Source organism: Streptomyces sp. NBC_00667 (genome assembly GCF_036226825.1).
In the GTDB taxonomy this organism is placed as follows: Bacteria; Actinomycetota; Actinomycetes; order Streptomycetales; family Streptomycetaceae; genus Streptomyces.
On record NZ_CP109022.1, the window covers coordinates 3,284,932 to 3,308,408 of the forward strand.

At 72.6% G+C, this 23,477-nt stretch carries 21 protein-coding genes; 7 read left to right on the forward strand and 14 right to left on the reverse strand.

All coding sequences use genetic code 11. The features are described from left to right. The 5 genes from OHA81_RS15250 to OHA81_RS15270 all read left to right on the forward strand — a co-directional run bounded on the left by OHA81_RS15250 (position 1) and on the right by OHA81_RS15270 (position 5,394). Complete coding sequence (locus tag OHA81_RS15250; RefSeq protein WP_329196382.1) at positions 1-1,326, forward strand: sensor histidine kinase; 1,326 nt, start codon at positions 1-3, stop codon at positions 1,324-1,326. Further along, the gene (locus OHA81_RS15255) at positions 1,323-1,994 is read left to right on the forward strand and encodes a response regulator transcription factor (protein ID WP_329196384.1); all 672 of its coding nucleotides are present in this window, start codon (positions 1,323-1,325) and stop codon (positions 1,992-1,994) included. The genes OHA81_RS15250 and OHA81_RS15255 overlap by 4 nt, the downstream gene beginning before the upstream one ends. A gap of 87 nt (positions 1,995-2,081) precedes the next feature. Continuing rightward, a complete protein-coding gene (locus tag OHA81_RS15260) occupies positions 2,082-3,443 on the forward strand; it encodes a sensor histidine kinase (protein WP_329196386.1) in 1,362 nt (453 codons plus the stop codon). Further along, positions 3,440-4,099: a response regulator transcription factor gene (locus OHA81_RS15265; RefSeq protein WP_329196388.1), complete on the forward strand. Its 660-nt coding sequence runs from the start codon at positions 3,440-3,442 to the stop codon at positions 4,097-4,099. Before OHA81_RS15260 ends, OHA81_RS15265 begins: the two co-directional genes overlap by 4 nt. A 92-nt stretch (positions 4,100-4,191) precedes the next feature. Next, the gene (locus tag OHA81_RS15270; protein ID WP_329196390.1) at positions 4,192-5,394 is read left to right on the forward strand and encodes a cytochrome P450; all 1,203 of its coding nucleotides are present in this window, start codon (positions 4,192-4,194) and stop codon (positions 5,392-5,394) included. An 18-nt stretch (positions 5,395-5,412) separates the two neighbouring features. Here OHA81_RS15270 and OHA81_RS15275 read toward each other — a convergent pair whose 3' ends face one another. After that, the gene (locus OHA81_RS15275) at positions 5,413-6,228 is read right to left on the reverse strand and encodes a diacylglycerol kinase (protein ID WP_329202304.1); all 816 of its coding nucleotides are present in this window, start codon (positions 6,226-6,228) and stop codon (positions 5,413-5,415) included. A gap of 184 nt (positions 6,229-6,412) precedes the next feature. Between OHA81_RS15275 and OHA81_RS15280 the strand changes: the two genes are divergently transcribed. After that, positions 6,413-7,696, forward strand: coding sequence for an adenylosuccinate synthase (locus tag OHA81_RS15280; protein ID WP_190186053.1), 1,284 nt, complete (start codon positions 6,413-6,415; stop codon positions 7,694-7,696). Between the two features lie 184 nt (positions 7,697-7,880). On the opposite strand, the gene OHA81_RS15285 is transcribed toward OHA81_RS15280, so the two are convergent. The 5 genes from OHA81_RS15285 to OHA81_RS15305 form a co-directional block, all read right to left on the reverse strand. Beyond that, entirely contained in the window at positions 7,881-8,813 is a 933-nt protein-coding gene (locus OHA81_RS15285; RefSeq protein ID WP_329196393.1) for a hypothetical protein, read from the reverse strand. Between the two features lie 203 nt (positions 8,814-9,016). Next, entirely contained in the window at positions 9,017-9,889 is an 873-nt protein-coding gene (locus OHA81_RS15290; RefSeq protein ID WP_329196395.1) for an alpha/beta hydrolase, read from the reverse strand. 210 nt (positions 9,890-10,099) lie between these two features. Then, complete coding sequence (gene kynU, locus OHA81_RS15295) at positions 10,100-11,332, reverse strand: kynureninase (protein WP_329202306.1); 1,233 nt, start codon at positions 11,330-11,332, stop codon at positions 10,100-10,102. Positions 11,333-11,345: 13 nt separating this feature from the next. Further along, positions 11,346-12,191: a tryptophan 2,3-dioxygenase family protein gene (locus tag OHA81_RS15300; RefSeq protein ID WP_329196397.1), complete on the reverse strand. Its 846-nt coding sequence runs from the start codon at positions 12,189-12,191 to the stop codon at positions 11,346-11,348. A gap of 128 nt (positions 12,192-12,319) precedes the next feature. Then, positions 12,320-12,733: a DUF3151 domain-containing protein gene (locus OHA81_RS15305; RefSeq protein ID WP_329196399.1), complete on the reverse strand. Its 414-nt coding sequence runs from the start codon at positions 12,731-12,733 to the stop codon at positions 12,320-12,322. Between the two features lie 232 nt (positions 12,734-12,965). On the opposite strand from OHA81_RS15305, the gene OHA81_RS15310 reads away from it, so the two are divergent. Continuing rightward, positions 12,966-14,162, forward strand: a complete 1,197-nt coding sequence (locus OHA81_RS15310; RefSeq protein WP_443056768.1) for an IS701 family transposase — start codon at positions 12,966-12,968, stop codon at positions 14,160-14,162. Positions 14,163-14,237: 75 nt separating this feature from the next. On the opposite strand, the gene OHA81_RS15315 is transcribed toward OHA81_RS15310, so the two are convergent. The 8 genes from OHA81_RS15315 to OHA81_RS15350 all read right to left on the reverse strand — a co-directional run bounded on the left by OHA81_RS15315 (position 14,238) and on the right by OHA81_RS15350 (position 23,382). Then, positions 14,238-16,190, reverse strand: a complete 1,953-nt coding sequence (locus tag OHA81_RS15315; protein WP_329196403.1) for a helix-turn-helix domain-containing protein — start codon at positions 16,188-16,190, stop codon at positions 14,238-14,240. A 70-nt stretch (positions 16,191-16,260) separates the two neighbouring features. Further along, entirely contained in the window at positions 16,261-16,965 is a 705-nt protein-coding gene (locus tag OHA81_RS15320; RefSeq protein ID WP_329196405.1) for an AfsR/SARP family transcriptional regulator, read from the reverse strand. 126 nt (positions 16,966-17,091) lie between these two features. After that, a complete protein-coding gene (locus OHA81_RS15325; protein WP_329196406.1) occupies positions 17,092-17,841 on the reverse strand; it encodes a ScbR family autoregulator-binding transcription factor in 750 nt (249 codons plus the stop codon). 211 nt (positions 17,842-18,052) lie between these two features. Beyond that, positions 18,053-19,075: a class II fructose-bisphosphate aldolase gene (fbaA, locus tag OHA81_RS15330; protein ID WP_329196408.1), complete on the reverse strand. Its 1,023-nt coding sequence runs from the start codon at positions 19,073-19,075 to the stop codon at positions 18,053-18,055. A gap of 261 nt (positions 19,076-19,336) precedes the next feature. Beyond that, the gene (pyrE, locus tag OHA81_RS15335; RefSeq protein ID WP_329196410.1) at positions 19,337-19,876 is read right to left on the reverse strand and encodes an orotate phosphoribosyltransferase; all 540 of its coding nucleotides are present in this window, start codon (positions 19,874-19,876) and stop codon (positions 19,337-19,339) included. Positions 19,877-19,897: 21 nt separating this feature from the next. Next, complete coding sequence (locus OHA81_RS15340; protein ID WP_329196412.1) at positions 19,898-20,686, reverse strand: aldose epimerase family protein; 789 nt, start codon at positions 20,684-20,686, stop codon at positions 19,898-19,900. Positions 20,687-20,801: 115 nt separating this feature from the next. Beyond that, a complete protein-coding gene (locus OHA81_RS15345) occupies positions 20,802-21,689 on the reverse strand; it encodes an SRPBCC family protein (protein ID WP_329196413.1) in 888 nt (295 codons plus the stop codon). Between the two features lie 58 nt (positions 21,690-21,747). Further along, on the reverse strand, positions 21,748-23,382 hold the full coding sequence (locus tag OHA81_RS15350) for a polyamine aminopropyltransferase (protein WP_329196415.1): 1,635 nt from the start codon (positions 23,380-23,382) through the stop codon (positions 21,748-21,750). Positions 23,383-23,477 lie beyond the last annotated feature (95 nt).

The window sequence follows — 23,477 nt, forward strand, 5'->3', positions numbered from 1 at the left end:
GTGAATGCCCAGAACGCGTCCCCGGATCCGGCCCCCGCGGCAGCCGGCCACGCCCTGCGGGGCCTGGTCCGGGAGTTGTTCACCTTGAAGAAGGATCCGCTGCCTCCGATGGCGCGGCCCCGTTGGCTGGCCCGGCTGCCTCACACCCTGGTCGTCTACGCGGCGGTGTTCTTCGGCTCCCTCACTTCCGTGCAACTCCAGGACCACTACGACATCCACGACCCGAGCATCGTCCTGCTGTCGCTCTTCACCGGCTTCGCCATCATCAGCGCGCTGTTCCGGCCGATCGCCGCCTGGTGGCTCGGCCTGCTGAACGCCGGCTTCATCGCCTGGGTGATCCGCGACCACGTCGGGCAGGGACAGGCGTGGCCGTGGACGGCCATCGGGCCGTTCTCCTTCGCCCCGCTGATCCTGCTGGTGGCCCTGCGCGTACCGCCCCGGGTGACCATCGCCGTCATCAGCGTCTCGGTCGCCGCCGGCGCCGTGGCCGAGGGTGTCTTCAAGCCGGAGAAGAGCCGGAGCAGCCTCCTCGTGGCCCTCCTCGTCTTCGGGTTCGCCGGACTCCTCGGTTATGCGCTGCGGGCGATGCGGCTGGCCCGTGGCCAGCTCGTCGCGCAGGAGACCCTGACCGAGGAGGAGCGGGCCCGGCGGACGCTGCTGGAGGAACGCAGCCGCATCGCCCGGGAGCTGCACGACGTCGTCGCGCACCACATGTCGGTGATCTCCATCCAGGCGCAGGTCGCCCCGCACCTGGTGGAGAACCCGTCGCAGGAGCTCAAGGAGAACCTGGCGGGCATTCGGGAGAACGCCCTGGAAGCCCTGACCGAACTGCGGCGCGTCCTCGGCGTGCTGCGCTCGGAGCGACCCGACGATCCGGCCAACCCGCACCACCCGCAGCCCACCCTCGCCGAACTCGACGGCCTCGTGGACAACGTGCGCGGAGCCGGGCTGGAGGTCACCACCGAGACGGCCGGCATACGCCGGCCCCTGACGCCGGGCGTCGAGCTCACCGCGTACCGGATCGTGCAGGAGGCGCTGAGCAACTGCCTGCGCCACGCCCCGGGCTCCCGGGTGGAGGTGGGGATCGCCTACGGTCCGCGCGAGTTGCACCTGTGCATCGCCAACAGCGCCCCGACCCGGGTGGCCGCGCCGTCGCCCGGCACCGGGCACGGGTTGCTGGGGATGCGCGAAAGGGCGGGCATGCTGGGCGGTGAACTGGCCGCCGGCCCGCGTCCCGACGGCGGGTACGAGGTGAGCGCCGTACTGCCCATGGACCTGCCCGGGGGCGCGGTGCCCGGGACCGAGAAGACGGAGAAGGCCTCATGACCGCCCCGATCAAGGTGATGATCGCCGACGACCAGATGATGGTCCGGCAGGGGTTCACCGTGCTGTTGAACGCCCAGCCCGACATAGAGGTCGTAGGGCAGGCCGTGGACGGCGCCGAGGCGATCACGAAGGCGGCCGAACTCCGCCCCGACGTGGTGCTGATGGACATCCGCATGCCCGGCATGGGCGGCATCGAGGCGACGTCCGTGATCACCGCCGACCGCGCGGCCGCCGTGAAGGTGCTCGTCCTGACCACCTTCGACCTGGACGAGTACGTGTACGAGGCCCTGCGCGCCGGGGCCTGCGGCTTCATGCTCAAGGACGCCTCCGCCGACCAGCTCGCTGAGGCGGTACGGGTGGTGGCGGCCGGTGAGGCTCTGCTCTCGCCGAACATCACCAAGCGGCTGATCACCGAGTTCTCCCGGCTGGGGGCGCCCCGTGCACCCTCCCGGGCCCGGATCGACGAGCTGACGGAGCGGGAGACGGAAGTGCTGTCCCTGATCGCGCAGGGCCTGTCGAACGCGGAGATCGCCCAGCACCTCGTCCTGGCCGAGCAGACCGTCAAGACGCACGTCAGCCGCATCCTGGTGAAGCTGGGCCTGCGCGATCGGACGCAGGCCGCGGTGTTCGCGTACGAGACGGGACTGATCCGTCCGACGGGCTACTGATACACCCCGGTAGTACTTGAGGGGGAGCTGCGGATATCCCCATCGGTGGCGACGCGGACGACGGGGGCGCGGACCTACGGTTCTCATATGACCGAGACGACCACCGGGGGGACAGCCCGGACACCGGAATTGCGGATGGCTTCGGGGCTCTTCGAGATCATGCGCCAGGACCTGATCAGCGGCGCGTTCGCCTACCGGCCGCTGGCGCCGATGCGCGTGGACGGGCCGCTGCTGCGCCTGCTGCCGGCGGGCATACGCGCGAAGGCCGGCTACCTGCCGCACGCGCTGGTGGGGGTCGTGGCGTTGATCGTCGTGCTGGCCACCACCGCCGACTCCCACGGGATGCCGCAGGCAGTGCGGCTGTTCATGGGCCTGGTGGCGGCGATGCCGGTCCTGATGACGCTGGTGCGCCCCGTGGGGGCGTTCTGGGTGGCCTTGGGTGTGACGACGGGCCTCTCGCTCGTCCAGGGCCGGGACCTCACCTGGCCGTGGTCCCCGGCGACCTTCATCGCCTACCTCGGGGTGATGGCCGTCGTGGCCATGCGGAGCCGGCCCCGGGTGGCCTGCTGGCTGTGGGCGATCACCCTGGTGTTCGGGGCGGCGATACCGGTGCTCGTGGGCAGCTACGAGTCGAACGTGGCACCCATGGCGTTCGCCTCCGCCCTCGTCCTGCTGACGGTCACGGTCCGCAACACCCGCCGACAGGCGGAGCGGGAGGTCGTCGCGCAGCAGCAGGTGACCGCCGTCGAGCGGGACCGGCGCACGCTCCTGGAGGAGCGGACGACGATCGCGCGCGAGCTGCACGACGTGGTGGCGCACCACATGTCGGTGGTGGCGATCCAGGCGGAGGCGGCGCCGTACCGGGTGAAGAACCCGCCGGCCGAACTGGAGGCGGCGTTCGTCACCATCCGGGAGAACGCGGTGGCGGCGCTGACGGAGCTGCGGCGGGTGCTGGGAGTGGTGCGCTCGGCGGACTACGAGGCGCCGGACGCGCCGCAGCCGACGCTGGCCTCGCTGGACGGGCTGCTGGCCAATGTGCGCGAGGCCGGGCTGAGCGTGGAGAAGACGGTCACCGGAGCGGTGCGGGAACTGCCGCAGGGCGTGGAGCTGTCGGCGTACCGGATCATCCAGGAGGCGCTGAGCAACTCGCTGCGGCACGCGCCGGGCGCGGCGGCCGGAGTGGAGGTGTCGTACGTGCTGGGCGGTCTGGGGATACGGGTCGTCAACGGACCGCCGACGGAGAAGGTCCTGCCGTCACCGGGCGCGGGGCACGGGATCACCGGGATGCGGGAGCGGGTGGCCATGCTGGAGGGGGAGATGACGGCCGGGGAGACGGCGGCCGGCGGATACGAGGTAGCCGTGTTCATACCGGTGCGCCGGACGGCGGAGCCTTCGGCGTCGTCCTCGCCGTCGTCCTCGCCGTCGCCCTCGCAGGAGCGGCCGGTATGACGATCAAGGTGCTGATCGTCGATGACCAGATGATGGTCCGCGAGGGTTTCTCCGTCCTGCTGAACGCCATGGAAGGCATCGAGGTGGTCGGCGAAGCGGTGGACGGCCGCCAGGCCATCGCTCAGGTGAACGCCCTGCGGCCGGACGTGGTGCTGATGGACATCCGGATGCCGGAGATGAACGGGCTGGAGGCGACGCGGCGGATCGTGGCCGCCGACACCGATGCGAAGGTACTGGTCCTGACCACCTTCGACCTGGACGAGTACGTGTACCAGGCGCTGCGGGCGGGGGCGTCCGGGTTCCTGCTCAAGGACGCGTCGGCGAGGCAACTGGCGGAGGGGGTACGGGTGGTGGCGGGCGGTGAGGCGCTGCTGGCCCCCTCGGTGACCAAGCGGCTGATCTGCGAGTTCTCGAAGCTCGCGGAGGCGCCGAAGCTCGCGGACCCGGCCGGGGTGTCGCAGCTGACGGAGCGGGAGACGGAGGTGCTGATCCTGATCGCCCAGGGGCTGGCCAACGCGGAGATAGCCGACCGGCTGGTCGTGGCGGAGTCCACCATCAAGACGCATGTGAGCCGGATCCTGGTCAAGTTGGGCCTGCGGGACCGCACACAGGCGGCGGTGTTCGCGTACGAGACGCGGCTGGTGACCCCTGCGTGAAGGGGATGAGGGGGAGGGGGCCTCGGAGCGGGAGAGGATGCGGTTCGCGGCGAAGGGGGTGAGGGGGTGGGAGGCCGATCTAGGCTTCGGGAATGCGCTTTGATCCGTGGGACGCCGCGTTCGTCGCCGATCCGTACCCCGCTTATCGGGAGTTGCGCGAACAGGGGCGGGCGGTGTGGTCGCAGGCTACGGGGCAGTGGCTGGTGCCGCACTACGCCGATGTGAGCGCGCTGCTGCGTGACCGCAAGCTGGGACGCACGTACCTGCACCGGTTCACCCACGAGGAGTTCGGGCAGCAGGCGCCGCCGCCGGAGCACGAGCCCTTCCACGTCCTCAACGGCAACGGTCTCCTGGACCTGGAGGACCCCGCGCACGCGCGGGTGCGGCGGCTGGTGGCGAAGGCCTTCACCCCGCGCACCGTGGAGCGTCTCGCGCCCGCCGTCGAGCGGCTGGCCGGGGATCTCGCGGGCGCGCTGCTGGCCGACGGGGGCGGTGATCTGCTGACCGCCGTCGCGGAGCCGCTCCCGGTCGCGGTGATCGCGGAGCTGCTCGGGATCCCGGAGTCGGACCGCGCGCTGCTGCGGCCCTGGTCGGCGGATATCTGCGGGATGTTCGAGCTCCGGCCGGACGAGGAGACGGCGCGACGGGCCGTCAGGGCGAGCGTCGAGTTCAGCGATTACCTGCGCGCCCTGATCGCCGAGCGGCGCCGGCGCCCCGGGGCGGATCTGATCTCCGGACTGATCGCCGCCCATGACGAGGAGGGCCGGCTCAGCGAGCAGGAAATGATCTCCACCTGCGTGCTGCTGCTGAACGCGGGCCACGAGGCGACGGTCAACACGACCGTCAACGGCTGGTGGGCGCTGTTCCGCAATCCCGCCCAGCTCGACGACCTCCGCCGCCATCCCGAAAAGTTGTCCACAGCTGTGGATGAACTCATGCGATACGACACACCCCTACAAATGTTCGAACGCTGGGTGCTGGACGAGATCCGGATCGGGGACTCGGTCATCCCGCGGGGCGCCGAGGTCGCGCTGCTCTTCGGGTCCGCCAACCGGGATCCCGCGCGCTTCGAGAACCCCGACGCGCTGGACCTCGTACGCGGCGACAACCCGCACCTGAGCTTCGGGGCGGGGATCCACTACTGCCTGGGCGCCCCGCTGGCGCGGCTGGAACTCAGGGCGTCGTTCGGCGCCCTGCTGGCAGCCGGCGCGCCGCCGCTGCGGCTCGTGGAGGAGCCGCAGTGGCGGGACGGGTACATCATCCGAGGGCTGCGGGAACTGCTGGTCGCCTGCTGAGAACGGCAGGCACGGCCGTCAGCGCGGCACGGTCAGGGACCAGGCGGCGGGACGCAGGGTCCAGGTGCGGCGCCGGAGCGGGCCCGACACGGCCGCGTGGTCGGCGCGGTAGCGGAAGTCCGCGCCCGACACCGTCACCGTCGCGGCCCGCTCCGTCAGCGCCGCGCACCCCATCAGCCGGACCACCACCTCCGCCAGGCCGCCCGCCTCCCGCGTGACCACCGCGACGTCCTGCACCGGGTGGTCCACATCCGCCAGCACCACCCCGTCCGCCTCCACCCTCAGCCGGTGCACCGGCCCCGCCGGCGCCGGCCCGACCCCCGGCGGTCCCGGCAGCAGCATCCGGAGCAACGACCGGTAGCTCCGTACGGGTGGAACCTGCGTCCGCACCGGCGGCGGGATCCGCAGGCCGCCCAGTACCACCCCGTCGCTGTCGTCGACCAGCAGGTCACGCGCCTGCACCGCCCCGTCCAGCGCCGCCCGGGCCGCCATCACCGCCGACAGCGGCACGCCCAGGGACCCCGCCAGCGTGAGGGACCCCACCGGCCCCACCGGGATCAGCGACAACGGCTCCCCCGGCAGGTCACGGGAGCGGTGCAACAGCGTCACCGTGCGTAGCAGCGCCCGGTCGTCCCCGACGATCACGGGGCGCCGATGGCCCCGGCGGGCGAGTGCCCGCGCAAACTCCTCCGGCGAGTCGGGGAGAGAAACTTTCGCCGTGGCACCGGCGCACAACACATCTTTCGCGATCCGTACGGACTCGCCGTCAAGACGGCGGGCGACCGGGTCGACGAGCACGAGCAGGCCGCCTACCGGCGCGCCCGCATGGCTCATGGTGGGCTCTGGAGCCGACACCTCGGTCCTTCCTCGGGTAGCATCTTTGTGCAAGAGGCCCTTGCGCTATTGCGCCAGGGCCTTCGTCTATTCCGGGGTACCGGTCCGACGGCTCAGCCTGCGGTGTACATCGTCGTACGCCCCCTGACCTTGGACATGCCCCATCCGGAAGAGGTGTACGCCTGTGCCCGCTCTTGTGCTGCTCGGAGCTCAGTGGGGTGACGAGGGCAAGGGAAAGGCCACCGACCTGCTCGGTGGATCCGTTGATTATGTGGTGCGCTACCAGGGCGGCAACAACGCCGGCCACACGGTCGTCGTAGGCGACCAGAAGTACGCGCTGCACCTTCTCCCTTCCGGCATCCTCTCCCCCGGATGCACCCCGGTCATCGGCAACGGCGTCGTCGTCGACCCGGCCGTACTCCTCTCCGAGCTGCGCGGGCTCAACGAGCGCGGCATCGACACCTCGAAGCTGCTGATCAGCGGTAACGCGCACCTGATCACCCCGTACAACGTCACCCTCGACAAGGTCGGCGAGCGCTTCCTCGGCAAGCGCAAGATCGGTACGACCGGCCGCGGCATCGGCCCGACGTACGCCGACAAGATCAACCGCATCGGCATCCGCGTCCAGGACCTCTACGACGAGTCGATCCTCCAGCAGAAGGTCGAAGCGGCGCTGGAGGGCAAGAACCAGCTCCTCGCGAAGCTCTACAACCGCCGCGCGATCGACGCCGCCGCGATCGTGGAGGAGATGCTCCAGTACGCGGAGCAGATCAAGCCGTACGTCGCCGACACCACCCTGATCCTCAACAACGCGCTGGACGAGGACAAGGTCGTGCTGTTCGAGGGCGGCCAGGGCACGCTGCTCGACGTCGACCACGGCACGTACCCCTTCGTGACCTCCTCCAACCCGACCGCGGGCGGCGCCTGCACCGGTACCGGTGTCGGCCCGACGAAGATCAGCCGCGTCATCGGCATCCTCAAGGCCTACACGACGCGCGTCGGCGCGGGCCCGTTCCCGACCGAGCTGTTCGACCAGGACGGCGAGGACCTGCGCCGCATCGGCGGCGAGCGCGGCGTGACCACCGGCCGCGACCGCCGCTGCGGCTGGTTCGACGCCCCGATCGCCCGTTACGCCACCCGCGTGAACGGCCTGACGGACTTCTTCCTCACCAAGCTGGACGTGCTGACCGGCTGGGAGCAGATCCCGGTCTGCGTCGCGTACGAGATCGACGGCAAGCGCGTCGAGGAGCTGCCGTACTCGCAGTCGGACTTCCACCACGCGAAGCCGATCTACGAAAACCTCCCCGGCTGGTCCGAGGACATCACCAAGGCCAAGACCTTCGCGGACCTCCCGAAGAACGCCCAGGCGTACGTCAAGGCCCTGGAGGAGATGTCGGGCGCCCCGATCTCGGCGATCGGTGTCGGCCCGGGCCGGACCGAGACGATCGAGATCAACTCGTTCCTCTAGGGGAACCGGGAAGTGCCGGGAGGGGCCGGGCGCCGGTGGGCACCCCGGCCCCTCCCGCGTCTTGGGCAGCCCGGCCCCTCCCGCGTCTTGGGCCCCCGGCCCCTCCCGCGTCTTGGGCCCCCGGCCCCTTCTGCATGCCCGGCCCCTCCGGCCGTCCGGCCGGGGCGGTGCCGAGGCCGGCCGGTCAGGTGGAGCGGTGGACCAGCAGGAGGGTGTAGGTCCCCGTGGCCGTGTCGTGGACCGGGGCCAACGCCGGGGTGTTGCGGCTGTCGTGCTCGTCGAGGTCCGTGCCCTCGTCCCAGCTCCTGCCGTCGAAGACCGCGTGGCGCAGCCGGTCCGCGTGCGAGGACGGGTACACCGCGTGCAGCCTGCCGTCGTACGAGGCCACGGCCGCCCCGCGCCGGCTCGTGTGGCCCTCGCCCAGCGGGACGGGCTTGTGCCAGGTGCCGCCGTCGTAGACCGCGTGCATCAGTCGGGCGTCGTCCGTACCGAAGCGGTAGACGAGGTGGATGCTGCCGTCGTGGACGGTGGCGGACAGGTTCGCGGGGTAAGGGCCGTTCTTGTTCCAGACGCGCAGCATCCCGTACGCGCCGTCGCCCCCGGCCGGCTTCTCCCACGGTCCGCGCGCCGTGCGCGCCACCCGATGGATGATCTTCCCGTACAGCGGTGCGACGGCGAAGAGGTGCAGTGCGTCCCCGTACGAGACCAGCGCCGGGGCGATCGCGTCCTCCAGGGCGGCCGCGGACGACCCGTCCCCGGCGAGCGGGGTGACGGCGATCCGCGTGCGGCCCGAGGGCTCCGCGAGGGTGTGGGCGCAGTGGACCCCACCCCGGTGGACGGCCAGGACCGGGGTCTCGACCGCCTCGCCGAGCAGCCGGTCCTCCGTGACCTCGCCGCGCAGTACGTCCAGCAGTTCCGGCGCGTACGTGGTCACCCGCAGCGGCAGGTAGCGCCCGTCCTCCTGCCGCGCGCCCCGGTGGGCGCAGTACAGCTCGCCCCCGTCGACCGCGATCGCGGGCGCGGCCGCGCTCGTCCGGTCGGCGAACACCTGGTCGGCCTGCCAGCCGCCTGCCGTGCTGTAGACGGAAAGCCAGAGCCGCCGCTCGTCCTCGGCCAATGCATGCTCCCCTTCGCTCGACCGGAGGGGAAACCGGGCCCGTCCGGAGGGCAACGGCGCGATGTCCCACGCCGCGATCGACCGTAGCCAGGCGGGCATCCTCAGCCAACCCACCTGTGGGAAACCGGCCACGTTGAATGATCAACAAGGCCAGAACCAGTCCCCTTGGGCCGCTTTTGTCCAACCTGACCCCTGACCGCTGATCACCAGGCGAGCTGCGAGATCTCCTCGGCGACCACCGCGCAGGCGTCGGCGGCCGGGTCGATGAGCGGGAAGTGGCCGACGCCGTCCAGGAGGGTCAGGCCGACCAGCTCGCCCGCCTTGGCGGCCGCCGCGACGTACGCCTCCGCCACCTGTTCGGGGACCACGATGTCGTCCCGGCCCTGCACCACGGCCGTCGCGATGCCCGTCGGGAGGAGCGCGGCCGGGTCCGCGTACGGCAGCCGCTCGTCCCAGTACCGTTCCCCGCCCAGCAGCTGCGCCGACGCCCCGCCGCAGACACCCAGTTCCTCCGCGACCGCGAAGTCCGCGATCGGGGCCAACGCCACCACCCCGCGCAGCAGCGGCGGGGCCGGCAGCCGCCAGGGACTCCCCTCCGGCAGCACGTGACGGGCGGCGGCCCACAGGGCGAGGTGGCCCCCGGCAGAGTGACCCGTCACCACGATCCGGCGCACGTCGGCCTGCGGCAGCGCCTCGGCGGCGAGCCTGGGCAGCGCGTCCATGGCGGCGGCGACGTCGTCGAAGGTCTCGGGCCAGCGTCCCGCGATGGGGCCGCCCCCCTGATGCGGCAGCGAACTCCCGCGCCGGTACTCGACGTTGGCGACGGCGAAGCCCCGCCGGGCCAGGAAGTCCGCCAAGGGGGTGACGTGGCCGCGGTCGTACGGGGCCCGCCAGGCGCCGCCGTGCAGGACCACGACCAGCGGCGCCGGGCCCGGGGCGCCGCCGCGCGGGGCGTAGAAGTCGACCACCTGGTCCGGGTGTTCACCGTACGCGGAGCTCACGTCGGGCTCGACCGGCGGATGGGAGAAGGCCGAAGCGGACTCGGCGGCGTCCCGTTCGACTGCGGGGTCCGTCATCGGCTCAACCTCTCGGTAACGCATGGGGCAAGGGAGAACACTGCAGCAGGAGTTACGGCAGGGACACGTGTTCCGGTGCTCCGGCAGAGCGGGACCGTATCAGGCCTGAACACGCCGTCAGGCGGCGGCCCGAGGCAATGTGGACGCGGGCGGAGCCGAAGCTCCGCCCGCCCAGTGATGCGCCTCGCGATGTGACGTTTCTCCGCTACATCACCCGAAGATGTGACCCAGCGTCCGGGCCGCGCGCTCCACGTCGGCGAATCCGACGTAGAGCGGGGTGAACCCGAAGCGCAGGACGTCGGGCGCCCGGAAGTCCCCGATCACGCCCCGCGCGATGAGTTCGGTCATGACCTCGCGGGCGTTCGCGGTCCGCAGCGAGACCTGACTGCCGCGGCGGGCGTGCTCCTCGGGGGTCACCGGTTCCACGGAGCCCGCCGGGACGTACGCGGCGACGCACTCCAGGAAGAAGTCCGTCAACGCGAGGGACTTGGCCCGCACGGACTCGATCGCGACCCCGTCCCAGGCGTCGAGTGCCGACTCCAGCGCCAGCATCGACAGGATGTCCGGGGTCCCCACCCGGGCGCGCGCCGCGCCCGCCGCCGGGACGTACTCCGTGGTCATCGCGAACGGGTCCGCGTGCCCGTTCCAGCCGGGGAGCGGCGAGTCGAAGGCGGCCTGGTGGCGTTCGGCGATGTACAGGTACGCGGGCGAACCGGGTCCGCCGTTGAGGTACTTGTACGTACAGCCCACCGCGAGGTCGACCCCGTTCTCGTCCAGGCCCACGGGCAGCGCCCCGGCGGAGTGGCACAGGTCCCAGACCATGACGGCGCCGGCGGCGCGGGCCGCACCGGTGAGGGCCGGCAGGTCGTGCAGACGCCCGGTGCGGTAGTCGACGTGGTTGAGCAGGACGACGGCGGTGTCCGCGCCCATCGCCGCCGCGGCTCCCGCGGGGTCGACCGGCTCGACCGTCAGGCCGGTCATCCGGGCGGCCGACGCGGCGATGTAACCGTCGGTGGGGAAGGTGGAGGCGTCGACCAGCAGCCGGGTCCGGGAGGGGTCCGCGAGGCGGGCCGCACCGACCAGGACCTTGAAGAGGTTGACGCTGGTGGAGTCGCCGACCGTCACCTGGCCGGGTGCCGCGCCGATCAGGGGGGCGATCTTGTCCCCGATGCGCTCGGGGGCGGTCCACCACCCGGACTCGTCCCACGAGCGGATGAGGAGCTCGCCCCACTGGCGGCCCACCACATCGGCGGTGGTGGCGGCGACGCCGGAGGGGAGGGCTCCCAGGGAGTTGCCGTCGAGGTAGACGACGCCCTCGGGGAGGGTGAAGCGCTCGCGGAGCTTGCCGAGTTCGTCGGCGGCGTCCAGCGCGGCGGCGCGCTGCGCGAGTCCACCGGCGGACGGCCGGACGACGGACGGGTCGGTGACGGACGGGTCGGTCATGGTGGGCGTCGGCTCAGACATGGCTGCGCGCCGTCCACAGCTCGGGGAACACGTTCTTCTGCGCGCGCTTCTCCAGCCAGGTCACGCCCGCGGAGCCGCCCGTGCCCGTCTTCGCGCCCATCGCCCGGCGGGTGGCCACCAGGTGGTCGTTGCGCCAGCGCCACACCAGCTCCGCCACGTCCGTCAGCACCTCGCCGAGCCGGTGCAGGTCCGGCTGCCCGTCCGGGTCGGCGTACAACTCCGTCCAGACGGCCTCGACCTGCGGCGAGGGCTCGTAGCGCCGCGACAGGTCACGGTCCAGCACGGACGCGGGAACCGGCAGGCCGCGGCGCGCGAGGAGCCGCAGCACCTCGTCGTAGAGGCTCGGCTCCTGGAGGGCCTTCTCCAGCTCGGCGTGGACGCGCGGGGCGCCCCGGTGGGGCACCAGCATCGACGCCGACTTGTCGCCGAGCAGGAACTCCATCCGGCGGTACATCGCCGACTGGAAGCCGGACCCCTCGCCGAGCGCGGAGCGGTACGAGTTGAACTGCGCGGGGGTCAACTGCGCCAGCGGGCGCCAGGAGGCGTTGAGGGCCTCCAGCTCACGGAGGGATCGTTTCAGCGCGTCCATCGCAACCGGGATCCGGTCCTCGCGCAGGGCCTTGGCGGCCGTCTCCCACTCGTGGACGATCACCGTGAACCACAGCTCCATGACCTGGGTCGTCACCAGGAAGACCATCTCGCCGGGGTCGTCCGAGCGGAGGTGCTGGAGGTGGGTGAGGACGTCCGCCTGGACGTAGTCCTCGTAGGGGGTGGTGCCGGCGAAGTCGAGGTTCGGGGCGTCCGAACCGGCTCCGGAGGCATCAAGGGCTTGCGACATCTCTGTCTCCTCGACACTTGCTTCCGGGTAGCGGTCCGCTCCTTCCGGTGAGGTAAGTGGAGCCCCGGTCCCCTGTTCGCATCATAAACAGAGGTTCCGGGGCCCCTCTAGGCCTGCAGGCCAGGGCGTTACGCGAGCGTGTCCGCAGCCGTCGCGGAGGAGTCCCGCAGGAAGGTCGAGCAGCGCTCGTACTCGTCCTTCTCACCGATGGCCCCGGCGGCGCGCGCCAGTGCGTGCAGGGCACGCAGGAAACCGCGGTTCGGCTCGTGCTCCCACGGCACCGGGCCGTGGCCCTTCCAGCCTGCGCGGCGCAGGGCGTCCAGGCCGCGGTGGTAGCCCGTACGGGCGTACGCGTACGACTCGATGGTGCGGCCGGCGGCGAACGCCTCGTCGGCCAGGGTGGCCCAGGCGAGCGAGGACGTCGGGTGGGCGGCGGCCACCTCGGCGGCCGGGGTGCCGGCGGCGAGGGCCTCGCGCGGGCCGGGCTCGTCGGGCAGGTGGGTGGGGGCGGGGCCCCCGAGCAGGTTCTGGTGAATCGACATGCGCCCAGTCTGGGGTATCGGGCCCGCTCCACGCCGCCCGGAGCCGGGCCGGGGGGTGACCGGAGGTGAGCCGGGGGGTGACCGGAGGTGAGCCGGTGGCGGGCCGGTGGTGGGCGCCCCACCACGGCGGGCGGCAGGGGTGTGGCCGGCGCACCTCCCCGCGAGGAGGCCCTGGGGCGGACGGTAGGGGGGTAGTCGACGGAGGGGGAAGCGCGTGGACACCGGCACCGGCATGGGGACCGGCCGGCCCGACCGCATGGGGGAGGCCGCGAGGGGGGAGGCCGCCATGGGAGAGGTCGTCGAGGAACTGTGCGCCGCGGTGTTCGCGCCACTGCGGCGCCGCGACCAGCGCGAGCGGGGACGCCAGTACGTACGGGGCCTGCTCGCCGCGCAGGGGCGCAAGTCGATCCGCAACATGGCGCTGCAGACCGGCTCCGGCGGGGCCGCCGAGGAGCAGGCGCTGCACCACTTCATCGCCGGCTCGACCTGGGACTGGCAGCCGATCCGTACCGCGCTGGCGCAGTACCTCGCCCGGTCGGCGCCGCTGAGCGCGTGGGTGGTGCAGCCGATGGCGATCCCGCGCGGCGGGGAGCACTCGGTGGGCATCGGCAACCGTTTCGACCCGCACCAGGGGCAGATGTTCCGGGGGCAGCAGGCCTTCGCCACGTGGTTCACCTCGGGCGGTGCGGCGACGCCGGTGCAGTGGCGGCTGTTCCTCGGCGGCGCGGGGCCGGTGGAGTCCGCGGACTCCTACGAGGCCTGCGCGGTCGCGGGGGCGGCCGAGCTCGCACGGGGTTCCGCGGCGGGCGTACGGCCGGTCGTGCTCGACGTCCCCGACATCGCGACCCGGGCCACGCTGGCCCGCTTCGCGCAGGCCGGGGTGCCGGTGGTGGCGCGCATCAGCCCGGGGGCGCGGCTGGGGGTGGCGGACCAGCGTCTGCCGAGTTACGGGGCGTTGCCCATGGCGGCGCGGGACATCCTGCAGAACGTGCGGGGCATGCGGATGCCGGTGGAGTGGGCGGACCCCGAGCGGGCCGGGGCGCGGCGCAGCTCGCTCGTGGCGGCGGTACGGGTGTTGCTCGCGGGGCGGGAGATGCTGCTGTTCGGGGAGTGGTCCGATGCGCGGCGGCTGCCGGGGCGGATGTGGGTGACCGACATGACGCGGGTCGCGCCGGGGGCGCTGGTGCGGCTGACGAAGGAGGCGGGGACGGTGTCCCGGGCGGCCGGGGCGAGCATGGACCGGGTGGGGCTGCGGGACTTCGCGGGGCGGTCGTTGTCGGGGTGGCACCGGCACGTGACGCTGGCTTCGGTGGCGCACGCGGGGCTGTGGCTGGGCGGCCGCCTGCCGGTCTCCTCACCGGGCCTCGACCCGGGCGACCCGGGCGCCCGCCTGCACCGCCGCCCCTGCCCCGCCCTGGCGGGCTGCTGACCCGGCCGAGCCGACGACGCGCCCCTGGTGGGGCGGCCGGGCCCGTCCCGGGGGATCGCCCCTGCCGGCGCCGTGTCAGGGGGAGTGGGACGGGACGGGTTCCGTCAAGCGGCGGGCGTGCAGGACCGCGCGGGTCTTGCGCAGCCGGAGCGCCATCTGGATCTCCAGGGCCCGCCCCGGTTTCTGCCAGCCCTCGCCCAGCAGGTCCGTGATCCGCTCCAGTCTCCGCGAGACCGTGTTCGGGTGGACGTGCAACGCCTCCGCCGCGTGCGTGGGGCTGCCGCCCGAGGCGAAGTACGCGTCCAGCGTCCGCGTCAGGTCCGTCAGCCGGTCCGCGTCGTACTCCAGCACCGGGCCGATCGTCGAGGCGATGTAGGCCTCCACGTCGTGGTCCGCGGACAACAGCAGCCCCACGAAACCCAGCTCGCGCAGCGAAGCCGTACCCCCCGCCCCGTCGAGCGCGGTCAGCGCGTCCAGGCAACGCACCGCCTCCGCGTACACGCGCGGCACTTCCCCCGGCCCCTCGGCCGGTCCGGCGGCTCCCGTCGACACCGCGTGGCCCAGCAGCGGCGACAGCTCCCCGGAGGCCCGGTGCGCGGCGTCCGAGGCGTCCGTACCCGGCAGCAGCAGCACGATGCAGCCTCGGCGGACGCCCTTGAGACCGCCCATGCGGTACGCGTACGAGGACGCCCAGGCCACCGCCCGGCCCAGTTCGCCGCCCTCGGGCCGGGCCACGACCACCACGTGCGGGCGGTCGAGGTCGACGCCGAGCCGCCGGGTGCGCTCCGAGAGGCGCAGGTCGAACGAGTGGGGCCGATCCAGCAGATCGGCCAGCAGTTCGTCGTGCACGGGCCCTTCCGCGGCCGCCGTACCCCGCTGGATCAGCATCAGCGAGGCCACCGACTGCGCCGCCAGCCGCAGCAGCCGTACGTCCTCCTCCGCGAGCGGCGCGGACGCGCTGAGCAGCAGCACCCCGAGGTCCTCGGCGCCCGCCAGCACCGGCGCCAGCCACACCTCCCCCGGCAGTCGGACGGGGCGCCGCCCGGTCAGCGCCTGGAGCGACGCCTTGGTCACCGACTCCTCGTCCAGCTCGGGGAGTTCACCGGTGACGGTCAGCACCCGCCCGCCGGGGTCCCGGACCTGGAGCACTCCGTCCAGCGCGTCGGCGGTGGCCCGGGCCAGGGTCAGCAGCCCGGCTCCGTCCAGGACCAGCCCGGCCAGCCGGGCGTGGCACTCCCACAGGTAACGGACCCGGGTGAGGGCGGTGTTGGTGCGCGTGCCGAAGGCGGCCAGCTCGGTCACCTCGTCGCGGGTCTGTTCCAGCAGCCGGGCCTTCTCCAGGGCGACGGCGGCCAGGTCGGCGAGCGAGAGCAGCAGGCCGATCTCGTCGGGGGTGAAGCGGCGCACGCGGCGGTCGGCCCCGTAGAGCGCGCCGAGAGTGGAGTCCCCGCGCCGCAGCGGTACGGCGATGATCGCGTGCAGTCCTTCGGCGCGGACGACGGCGTCGATGCCGGGCTCGTGCGTGAGGGCGTCGTCGTTCAGGTAGTCGGCGGTCCAGACCGGGGAACGGCGCTCCTGGGCGATGCTGCCCAGGCCGTTGCCGGTGCCCAGTTCGAGGCCGATGTTCAGGGCGGTGGTCTCGCCCTCGGAGGTCCGTACGTACGCGGACCCGTCCGGACGGCTCAGGGACAGCCACGCCATGTCGAAGCCGAGGAGGCGCCGGGCCCGGCGGGTGATCAGGCGCAGCAGGCCGTCGATGTCGTAGGGGGAGGTGAGGTCGTGCGCCGTGTCCACGAGGGCGGTCAGCGCGGCCTCGCGCTGCTTGCGGCGGCTCGCGCTCGCCCGGACGGAGCGGGCCAGCGCCACGGCGTGGGTGAGTGCGGCGAGCCGGGCGGGGTCCGCGTCCCCGCGCCGGGCTTCGTCCAGGAGGGCTTCGTAAGCGCTCTGAGGCGCTTCTTCCGCGAGCAGTTCCAGTACCGCGAGCACGCCCCCGTCGGCGTCCCCGTCCCGCGACCCGCTGTCCCCCATAGGACGTTTCCCCCGTCCGACCTGCTGTTTTCAGCCCGGATCCCGAACCTAGGTTCCGCGCGGCGGAGGGTCAAGCGCCGCAGGGCACGGGCGCGTCGAGGAGGGGGCGGGCGAGGCGGAGGGCATCGAGGCGTTCCTCGGCGCGGCGGACCCCTTCCAGGAAGGGGCTCGCGGCCCGTTCCCCTCCGCCGGCGCCGCGCAGTCCGGCCAGTTCCAGCCGCAGTTCCCGGCGCCGTCCCAGGGCGAGTTCGGCTTCGACCCACTGCTCCAGCACCGAGCACCGGTCGGCGTCGAGCACCGCGATGCGGGAGCGGAGCCAGGGCCCGGCGTCGATGCCGTCCAGGGCGGGGCCGGTCCACAGGGCGAGGGCGCGGCGCAGTCGGCGGGCGGCCTGCTCGAAGTCGCCCCGGCCCATGGCCCGGTAGCCGGCTCCGGCCTCGCGCTCGAACTGCCGGACGTCGGACCGGCCGCCGCCGGTGTCGAGAACATACCCGCCGGGCCTCGCGGAGAGCACGGTCTCGGGGGTCCGTACCGAACCGGCCCCCAGGGCCTCCGCCAGCCGTTCGCGCAGGCGGCGCACGGCGGCGTGCAGGACGGCGTGGTGGTAGCGGGTCGAAGTACGGTGTGCGAGCTCGTCCGCGAGGACGGCCTCCGGGACGACCCGGTCGGGAGAGACGGCCAGCGCCGCCAGTAAGTGCCCCGCCTCGGGCGTGGCTGCCTTGATGGGCACGCCGTTCTCGGTGACGCGCGGCACGCCGAGCACCTGAATGTCCACAGTTTTCTCCCCCTGACCAGGAGGCTACGCCCCCAAAAAATAATACCCGGAAGCATCTTTTTTGGAAGGGGAGGAAGGGAAACCGTGTGACGGATGAGGCGGCTCCCGAATGAAAATGAGGGATCGTCAGGCTCCCAGCGCCTCCGGCAGGTTGATATCGGGCCGGGTCACCGCGCCGTCCTCGTCCGGCGCCACGCCCACCGCACAGCCCTCTCGGCACTCATGGGTTCCCCGCCCGCCGAAGAGGGCCCGCGCGCCCCGCCCCGGTGCGGTGTCCAGGCGGATCGCCACGGCCGGGACGACCACGCTCGGCATGACGTGCGCGTACAGCTCCGAGACCTGCCGGTCCATGTCCAGGCCGAGCGTGTGGGACATCGTGTTGAGACCGGCGTACGCGCCGACGATCAGCTGCGAGGGGGTCGCGGGGTCGACGCCCGGGAGCAGCTCGCCGCGCCGCTTGGCCTCCGCCAGCACTTCGGTGTGCAGGGCGATCCAGGCTTGATAGGGGGCTGCCTTGTCGAGGGTCTGTCCGGCCCGGTCCAGGGTGAGCCGGGCGCTGGCCCGCATGAGCACGTCGTGCCGCAGCTGGTGGCAGAAGATCATCCCCATGTCGAGGAACTCCTGCGCCTTGTAGTCCTGCGGCAGGGCCTCCGGCTGCCCCTGGTTCTGGGCGTCGATGACGGCCTGGGCCAGGGCCTCCTTCGAACCGAAGTGGAAGTACAGGGCGCCCTTGGTGACCTTGGCGATGTTGACGATGTCGGAGAGCTTGGCGGCGTCGTAGCCGCACTCCTCGAACACCGTCGCGGCCGCCACCAATATGGCCTGCCGGGTTCGTACCGCCCGGTCCTGTTTTACCGGGGGGCGCTCTGTTCTCATGGGTGGGCCTCTCCTGACCCCCGGATTTACATCCCCGGGAGTACGTTCTTGTGAGGTGATTCCACACCATCGCGGAGCCGCAGTCCACCGCCGTGTGTCACCTCCGGCGGAACCGGCGCCCGCGGACATGCGGCAGGGGCCTGCCCGTCCCTGATGGACGGACAGGCCCCTGCCGTGGGCCCCGGTCACGGACACTGCCGTGACGGAAGGGCTACTTCAGCCTGGTACCCGTGGAGCGCAGGTTCGCGCAGGCCTCGGTGACGCGGGCGGCCATGCCGGCCTCGGCGGCCTTGCCCCAGGTGCGGGGGTCGTACTTGGACTTCGTGCCGACCTCGCCGTCGACCTTCAGGACGCCGTCGTAGTTGCGGAACATGTGGTCCGCGACCGGGCGGGTGAAGGCGTACTGGGTGTCGGTGTCCAGGTTCATCTTCACGACGCCGTTCTCCAGGGCGGTGGCGATCTCCTCCGCCGTGGAGCCCGAACCGCCGTGGAAGACGAAGTCGAACGGGGAGGGCTTGCCGAACTTCTCGCCGACACCGGCCTGGAGGTCCTTGAGGAGCTCGGGGCGCAGCACGACGTTGCCCGGCTTGTAGACGCCGTGCACGTTGCCGAAGGAGGCGGCCAGCAGGTAGCGGCCCTTCTCACCGAGACCGAGGGCCTCGGCGGTGCGGATCGCGTCCTCGACGGTGGTGTACAGCTCGTCGTTGATCTCGTGGCTGACGCCGTCCTCCTCGCCGCCGGTCGGGGTGATCTCGACCTCAAGGATGATCTTCGCGGCGGCGGCCTTGGCGAGCAGCTCCTGGCCGATGGCCAGGTTGTCGGCCAGGGTCTCGGCGGAGCCGTCCCACATGTGCGACTGGAAGAGCGGGTTCAGACCGCGGCCCACGCGCTCGGCCGAGATGTCCAGCAGCGGACGTACGTAGCCGTCCAGCTTGTCCTTCGGGCAGTGGTCCGTGTGCAGCGCGACCGTGATGTCGTACTTGGCGGCCACGACGTGCGCGAACTCCGCCAGGGCGACGGCGCCGGTGACCATGTCCTTGTTGTACTGGCCGCCCAGGAACTCGGCACCACCGGTGGAGATCTGGATGATGCCGTCGCTCTCGGCCTCCGCGAAGCCGCGAAGCGCAGCGTGCAGGGTCTGGGACGAGGTCACGTTGATGGCGGGGTAGGCGAACTTGCCTGCCTTCGCCCGGTCCAGCATCTCGTTGTAGACCTCGGGGGTTGCGATGGGCATCTGTCCGCTCCTTGGATGTGCGGGGAGTGTGCGATTGCTGGCCCTGACCTGGGGGCGACGTTGCCGTCGCGCCTATCTTTCCAGACTCGGTACCCGCCTCTACCCGGGCCGGGTGGACGTTTCACGTGAAACATTCCGCGGGGCCCGGGAGTGGTGAGAAAACAGCAGGTCAGCGACCGCGGCGCCCGGACGGCCCGGTTCCGCCGGGCGTCTCGCCCCGTGGACGCCCGGCCTCCGCAACCGCGACGAGCCCCTGTGGATCTAGGACAGGCCCAGGTCCCCGAGCTGGTAGCCGGTGAGGTAGGGCAGGCCCGCCGCGGCGATCGCGTCGGCCGCGCCGCGGTCCACGATCGTCGCCACTGCCACGACCTCGCCGCCGGCCTCGCGGACCGCCTCGACGGCGGTCAGCGGGGAGCCGCCGGTGGTGGAGGTGTCCTCGACCACCAGGCAGCGCTTGCCCTTGACGTCGGTGCCCTCGATCCGGCGCTGCATACCGTGCGCCTTCTGCGCCTTGCGGACGACGAAGGCGTCCAGGCGCGCGCCGCGCGCGGCGGAGGCGTGCAGCATCGAGGTGGCCACCGGGTCGGCGCCCAGGGTCAGACCGCCGACGCAGTCGTAGTCGAGGTCGGCGGTCAGGTCGAGCATGACCTGACCGACCAGCGGCGCGGCCTCGCCGTCGAGGGTGATCCGGCGGAGGTCGATGTAGTAGTCGGCCTCCCGCCCGGACGACAGGGTCACCTTGCCGTGCACGACGGCCTTGTCCTTGATCTGCTGCAGAAGCGCATCGCGTACGTCACTCATGGCTCTGAGCTTAAAGGGGGACTAGGGCAGGCGCCGCCAGGCCCAGGTCGTGGAGACCTCCAGCGGGTCCACCGGCGTGACCAGCCGCGGCAGAGTGTTCAGACCGTTCGGCGGACCGGACTGGGGCTCGACGCAGACCGCCTGCGGCTGCTCGTCGTAGACGACCACCCACTCGGCCCGGCTGGTGATCTTCAGTTCCAGCGCGCCGGGCCAGGTGAGGGTGACGTCCACCCCCTCGGGCATCCCGAAGCAGTCGTCCCACGGCCCGGGCTTCGGGTCGATGCGGTGGCCGGTGGGGATGTGGTCGGGGCCGCGCTCCTCCTGCCAGGCGGGGGCGAAGTCCAGCTGCGCCTCGGGGCCGCCCGGCGTGAGGCTGCGGTGGAACCAGGGGTGCCAGCCGGCCTGGGCCGGGAAGGAGTCCCCGTACGTCTCCACGCCCATGGTGAGCGTCAGCGCGTCCTCGCCGAGCTGGAAGACCTGGGTCACCCGGCCCGGGTAGGGCCACGGGTCGGCGAGGTCGTAGGTGAACACGGCCTCGGTGCCGGTGCTGTGGGCCGGGCTCCAGGCCGCCTCCCGGCCGAAGCCGTGGATGGCGTGCGGGGGGTGATTGAGCGGCAGCTGGTGGACGGTCGCCCCGTCGCGGAACCGGCCGTCCGCGGTGCGCCCGCACCACGGGACCATCGGGAAGGCACCGTACTTGGGGCCCTGGAGCAGGAGCTCCGTCCCGTCGACGCGCAGACTGCTGATCCGGCAGCCGTTCTCCTGGTCGATCGTCAGCTCGGCGCCGCCGGCGCTCAGTCGCGTACTCATACGGCCGACCCTAAACCGCGGCCGGGCTGTTTCTACGACACGGCCTGGGCCGTCTCCTTCGGATCTCGCCGGTCAAGCCGGCGGCGCGGGTCAGGCAAGATCCGGAAGAGAAGGCCTAGCGGCGGCGGCGCAGGACGCGGCCGAGAACGACGGCCGAGGCGACGGCCACGGCGGCCGCCGGGGCGATCCAGCGCAGGCCGGCCCCGGCCGTGACGGAGGAGGGGGCCGGGACGGGGGCGTAGCGCCCGCGCGGGGGTGCGTGGTCGACTTCCTCGGCGCTGCGGCCGATCATCGTGCGGCGGGCGTGGGCGGCTTCGGCGGGGGGCAGGGCGGGTCCGTCGAGCGCACCCGGTTCGCCACGGTCCTCGAAGCCGCCTCCGGCGAGGGGGTCGAGGGACGGGGGCGGGACCTCGGCGTCGAATACGGACTCGGTGATCTCGGTGATGCCGTCCTCGACGTCGTCGAAGCCCGGGTCGGCGTCCTCGGCGTCCTCGGCGTCCGCGACGGGATCCGCGACCGGCTCGGCCACCGGCTCCGCGGCCCCGGCCGGCTCGGCCGCCGGCTCCGGCTCCGCGGCCACCGCGGCGGCGAGGTTGTCGGCGGTACGGTCCAGCAGCCGCTGCACGGCCGCGGCGGTGGCCTCCGGCGGGAAACCGGCGGCCCGCCCGTCGGCCGCGCCCCCGCCCGAGAGCTCCAGCCGGGTGCCGTTCCCCTCGGCGGTGAGCCGCAGCGTCAGCGCGAGCTTGACGGTCCCGCTGCCCCGCACCTCGACGCCCTCCCCTTCGACGGCGAAGTGATCGGGGTCCCGCTCCGTGACGGCCAGCGCCCCCCGGTAGGTCACCGTGTGCCCGCCGACCCGCACCTTGAGCCGGCCCGCCAGCGGCCCGGACGCAGTGTCGGCGTCCTGCTGGAGCCCGGGTACGCAACGGGCCACCCGGGCGGGATCGCGCAGCACGGCGCGCAGGTCGTCTGCCGGTACCGGAACGAACAGCTGATGCTCCATGCGGACGAGCCTACCGACGAGACCGCTTCCTGTACCCGGTCCTGCGCCGACCCGGGCCCTACGTGTACCTCGGGTGCGGGAGCGTCGACGGCGGCAGGCCCGGCACGCGGGTGCGTTCCGCCTCCCGGGCCCCGTCCTGGAGGGCCGGCGTGGACACCGAGCGCAGCTCCGGCGTGTCGAGGTCGACCCGCAGCTGCGGTACGGCGTCCCGGGCGGCGAGGACGAAGCCCCAGTCCTGCGGCCGCGCGCCGGAGCCGCCCTGGCCGCGGTCGGGCCCGGCGGCGAAGCCGGAGAGGCGGCCGCCCGCACTGTAGGGCGCGGTCCGCAGGCCGGCCGCCCGGAGGGTGGCCTCGACCGTCCAGTACGTACGCGGCCGGGTGACCAGCGGCCCCGCGTGCACCGCGATCCGGCCGCCGGGCCGCAGGGCGCGCGCGGCCAGCCCGTAGAACTCCTGCGAGTACAGCTTCGTGCTGGGCGTGATCCCCGGGTCGGGCAGGTCGGAGACGATGACGTCGAAGCGGTCCCGGGCGCCCGGGCCCCGCAGCCAGTTGAAGGCGTCCTGCGTGACGACGCCGAGGCGGGGGTCCTCGTACGCCGCGCCGTTCAGCTCGGACAGCATCGGGTCGGTGCGGGCGAGCCGGACCACTCCGGGGTCGAGCTCGACGACGGTGACGGAGGCGACGTCCCGGTAGCGCAGCACCTCGCGGGCGGCGAGCCCGTCACCGCCGCCGAGGACCAGGACCCGGGAGTGCGGGCCGGCCATCGCCGGGTGGACGAGGGCTTCGTGGTAGCGGTACTCGTCGTAGCCGCTGACCCGCAGCCGCCCGTCGAGGTACAGGTCCAGCGAGCGCGGTGACCCGCCGGCGGGCCCGGTCAGCACCAGTTCCTGCACCTCGCTCTGGACGGCGACCCGCACGTCCCCCCCGTAGACGGCACTGCGCGCGATCCGTTCGAAGTCGTCGGCCAGCACGGTCGCCGAGGCGAGGACGACGAGGACGGTCAAATTTGCGGCGATCAGCGTTCTGCGGCAGCGGCGGCTCAGGTCGCGGCGGAACAGCCACAGGACGAGCCCCCCGCCGACGGCGGCGTTGACGGTGCCGGTGAGCACCGCCCCGGTGAGCTGGCCGAGCACCGGCAGGAGCAGGAAGGGGAAGGCGAGTCCCCCGACGAGGGCGCCCACGTAGTCGGCGGCGAACAGGTCCGCCACCGCGCCGCCCGCGTCCTGCCGGTGGATGCGCTGGATCAGCACCATCAGCAGCGGGATCTCGGCGCCGATGAGCACGCCGATGGTGAAGGAGAACGCGACGAGCGCGGGCCGTGATTCCCCCAGCCAGGCGAAGCTCGCGTACAGGGCCATGGCGGAGAGTCCGCCGAGCAGGGCCAGGGCCGCCTCGACGGCGGCGAAGCCGAACGCGGGCCGTCTGCGGAGCCGTTTGGCGAGCAGGGAGCCGACGCCCATGGCGAAAACCATGACGGACAGCACCACCGACGCCTGGGTGACGGAGTCTCCGATGAGGTAGGAGCCGAGCGCGAGCAGCTCCAATTCGTACACGAGACCGCAGGCGGCGCAGACGAAGACGGTGGCCAGTACGAGGAGCCGCCCGGTCCGGGGCCGTACGGGCAGGGCGGCCGGGAGGGTCGCCACGGGCCCCGGAGCCGGCAGCACCCGACGCGGTACGGAACGGTCGATCATGCAGCGAACCGTACGTCACCGCCCACTTGCACCCCGTCACTCACATGGGTGCAAGTGGTGCACCGATCCAGCCAATTGGAGTAACCCCCCGGGCC

What these genes read in the sequence shown, in the direction of transcription:
- OHA81_RS15315 (WP_329196403.1), bottom strand. Translation starts at nt 16,190, where the DNA reads ATGGGGGACAGCGGGTCGCGGGACGGGGACGCCGACGGGGGCGTGCTC.
- fbaA (WP_329196408.1), bottom strand. Translation starts at nt 19,075, where the DNA reads ATGCCCATCGCAACCCCCGAGGTCTACAACGAGATGCTGGACCGGGCG.
- OHA81_RS15290 (WP_329196395.1), bottom strand. Translation starts at nt 9,889, where the DNA reads ATGACGGACCCCGCAGTCGAACGGGACGCCGCCGAGTCCGCTTCGGCC.
- OHA81_RS15345 (WP_329196413.1), bottom strand. Translation starts at nt 21,689, where the DNA reads ATGGAGCATCAGCTGTTCGTTCCGGTACCGGCAGACGACCTGCGCGCC.
- OHA81_RS15275 (WP_329202304.1), bottom strand. Translation starts at nt 6,228, where the DNA reads ATGAGCCATGCGGGCGCGCCGGTAGGCGGCCTGCTCGTGCTCGTCGAC.
- pyrE (WP_329196410.1), bottom strand. Translation starts at nt 19,876, where the DNA reads ATGAGTGACGTACGCGATGCGCTTCTGCAGCAGATCAAGGACAAGGCC.
- OHA81_RS15255 (WP_329196384.1), top strand. Translation starts at nt 1,323, where the DNA reads ATGACCGCCCCGATCAAGGTGATGATCGCCGACGACCAGATGATGGTC.
- kynU (WP_329202306.1), bottom strand. Translation starts at nt 11,332, where the DNA reads ATGACCGACCCGTCCGTCACCGACCCGTCCGTCGTCCGGCCGTCCGCC.
- OHA81_RS15350 (WP_329196415.1), bottom strand. Translation starts at nt 23,382, where the DNA reads ATGATCGACCGTTCCGTACCGCGTCGGGTGCTGCCGGCTCCGGGGCCC.
- OHA81_RS15300 (WP_329196397.1), bottom strand. Translation starts at nt 12,191, where the DNA reads ATGTCGCAAGCCCTTGATGCCTCCGGAGCCGGTTCGGACGCCCCGAAC.
- OHA81_RS15325 (WP_329196406.1), bottom strand. Translation starts at nt 17,841, where the DNA reads ATGAGAACAGAGCGCCCCCCGGTAAAACAGGACCGGGCGGTACGAACC.
- OHA81_RS15305 (WP_329196399.1), bottom strand. Translation starts at nt 12,733, where the DNA reads ATGTCGATTCACCAGAACCTGCTCGGGGGCCCCGCCCCCACCCACCTG.
- OHA81_RS15260 (WP_329196386.1), top strand. Translation starts at nt 2,082, where the DNA reads ATGACCGAGACGACCACCGGGGGGACAGCCCGGACACCGGAATTGCGG.
- OHA81_RS15340 (WP_329196412.1), bottom strand. Translation starts at nt 20,686, where the DNA reads ATGAGTACGCGACTGAGCGCCGGCGGCGCCGAGCTGACGATCGACCAG.
- OHA81_RS15265 (WP_329196388.1), top strand. Translation starts at nt 3,440, where the DNA reads ATGACGATCAAGGTGCTGATCGTCGATGACCAGATGATGGTCCGCGAG.
- OHA81_RS15310 (WP_443056768.1), top strand. Translation starts at nt 12,966, where the DNA reads ATGGGGACCGGCCGGCCCGACCGCATGGGGGAGGCCGCGAGGGGGGAG.
- OHA81_RS15270 (WP_329196390.1), top strand. Translation starts at nt 4,192, where the DNA reads ATGCGCTTTGATCCGTGGGACGCCGCGTTCGTCGCCGATCCGTACCCC.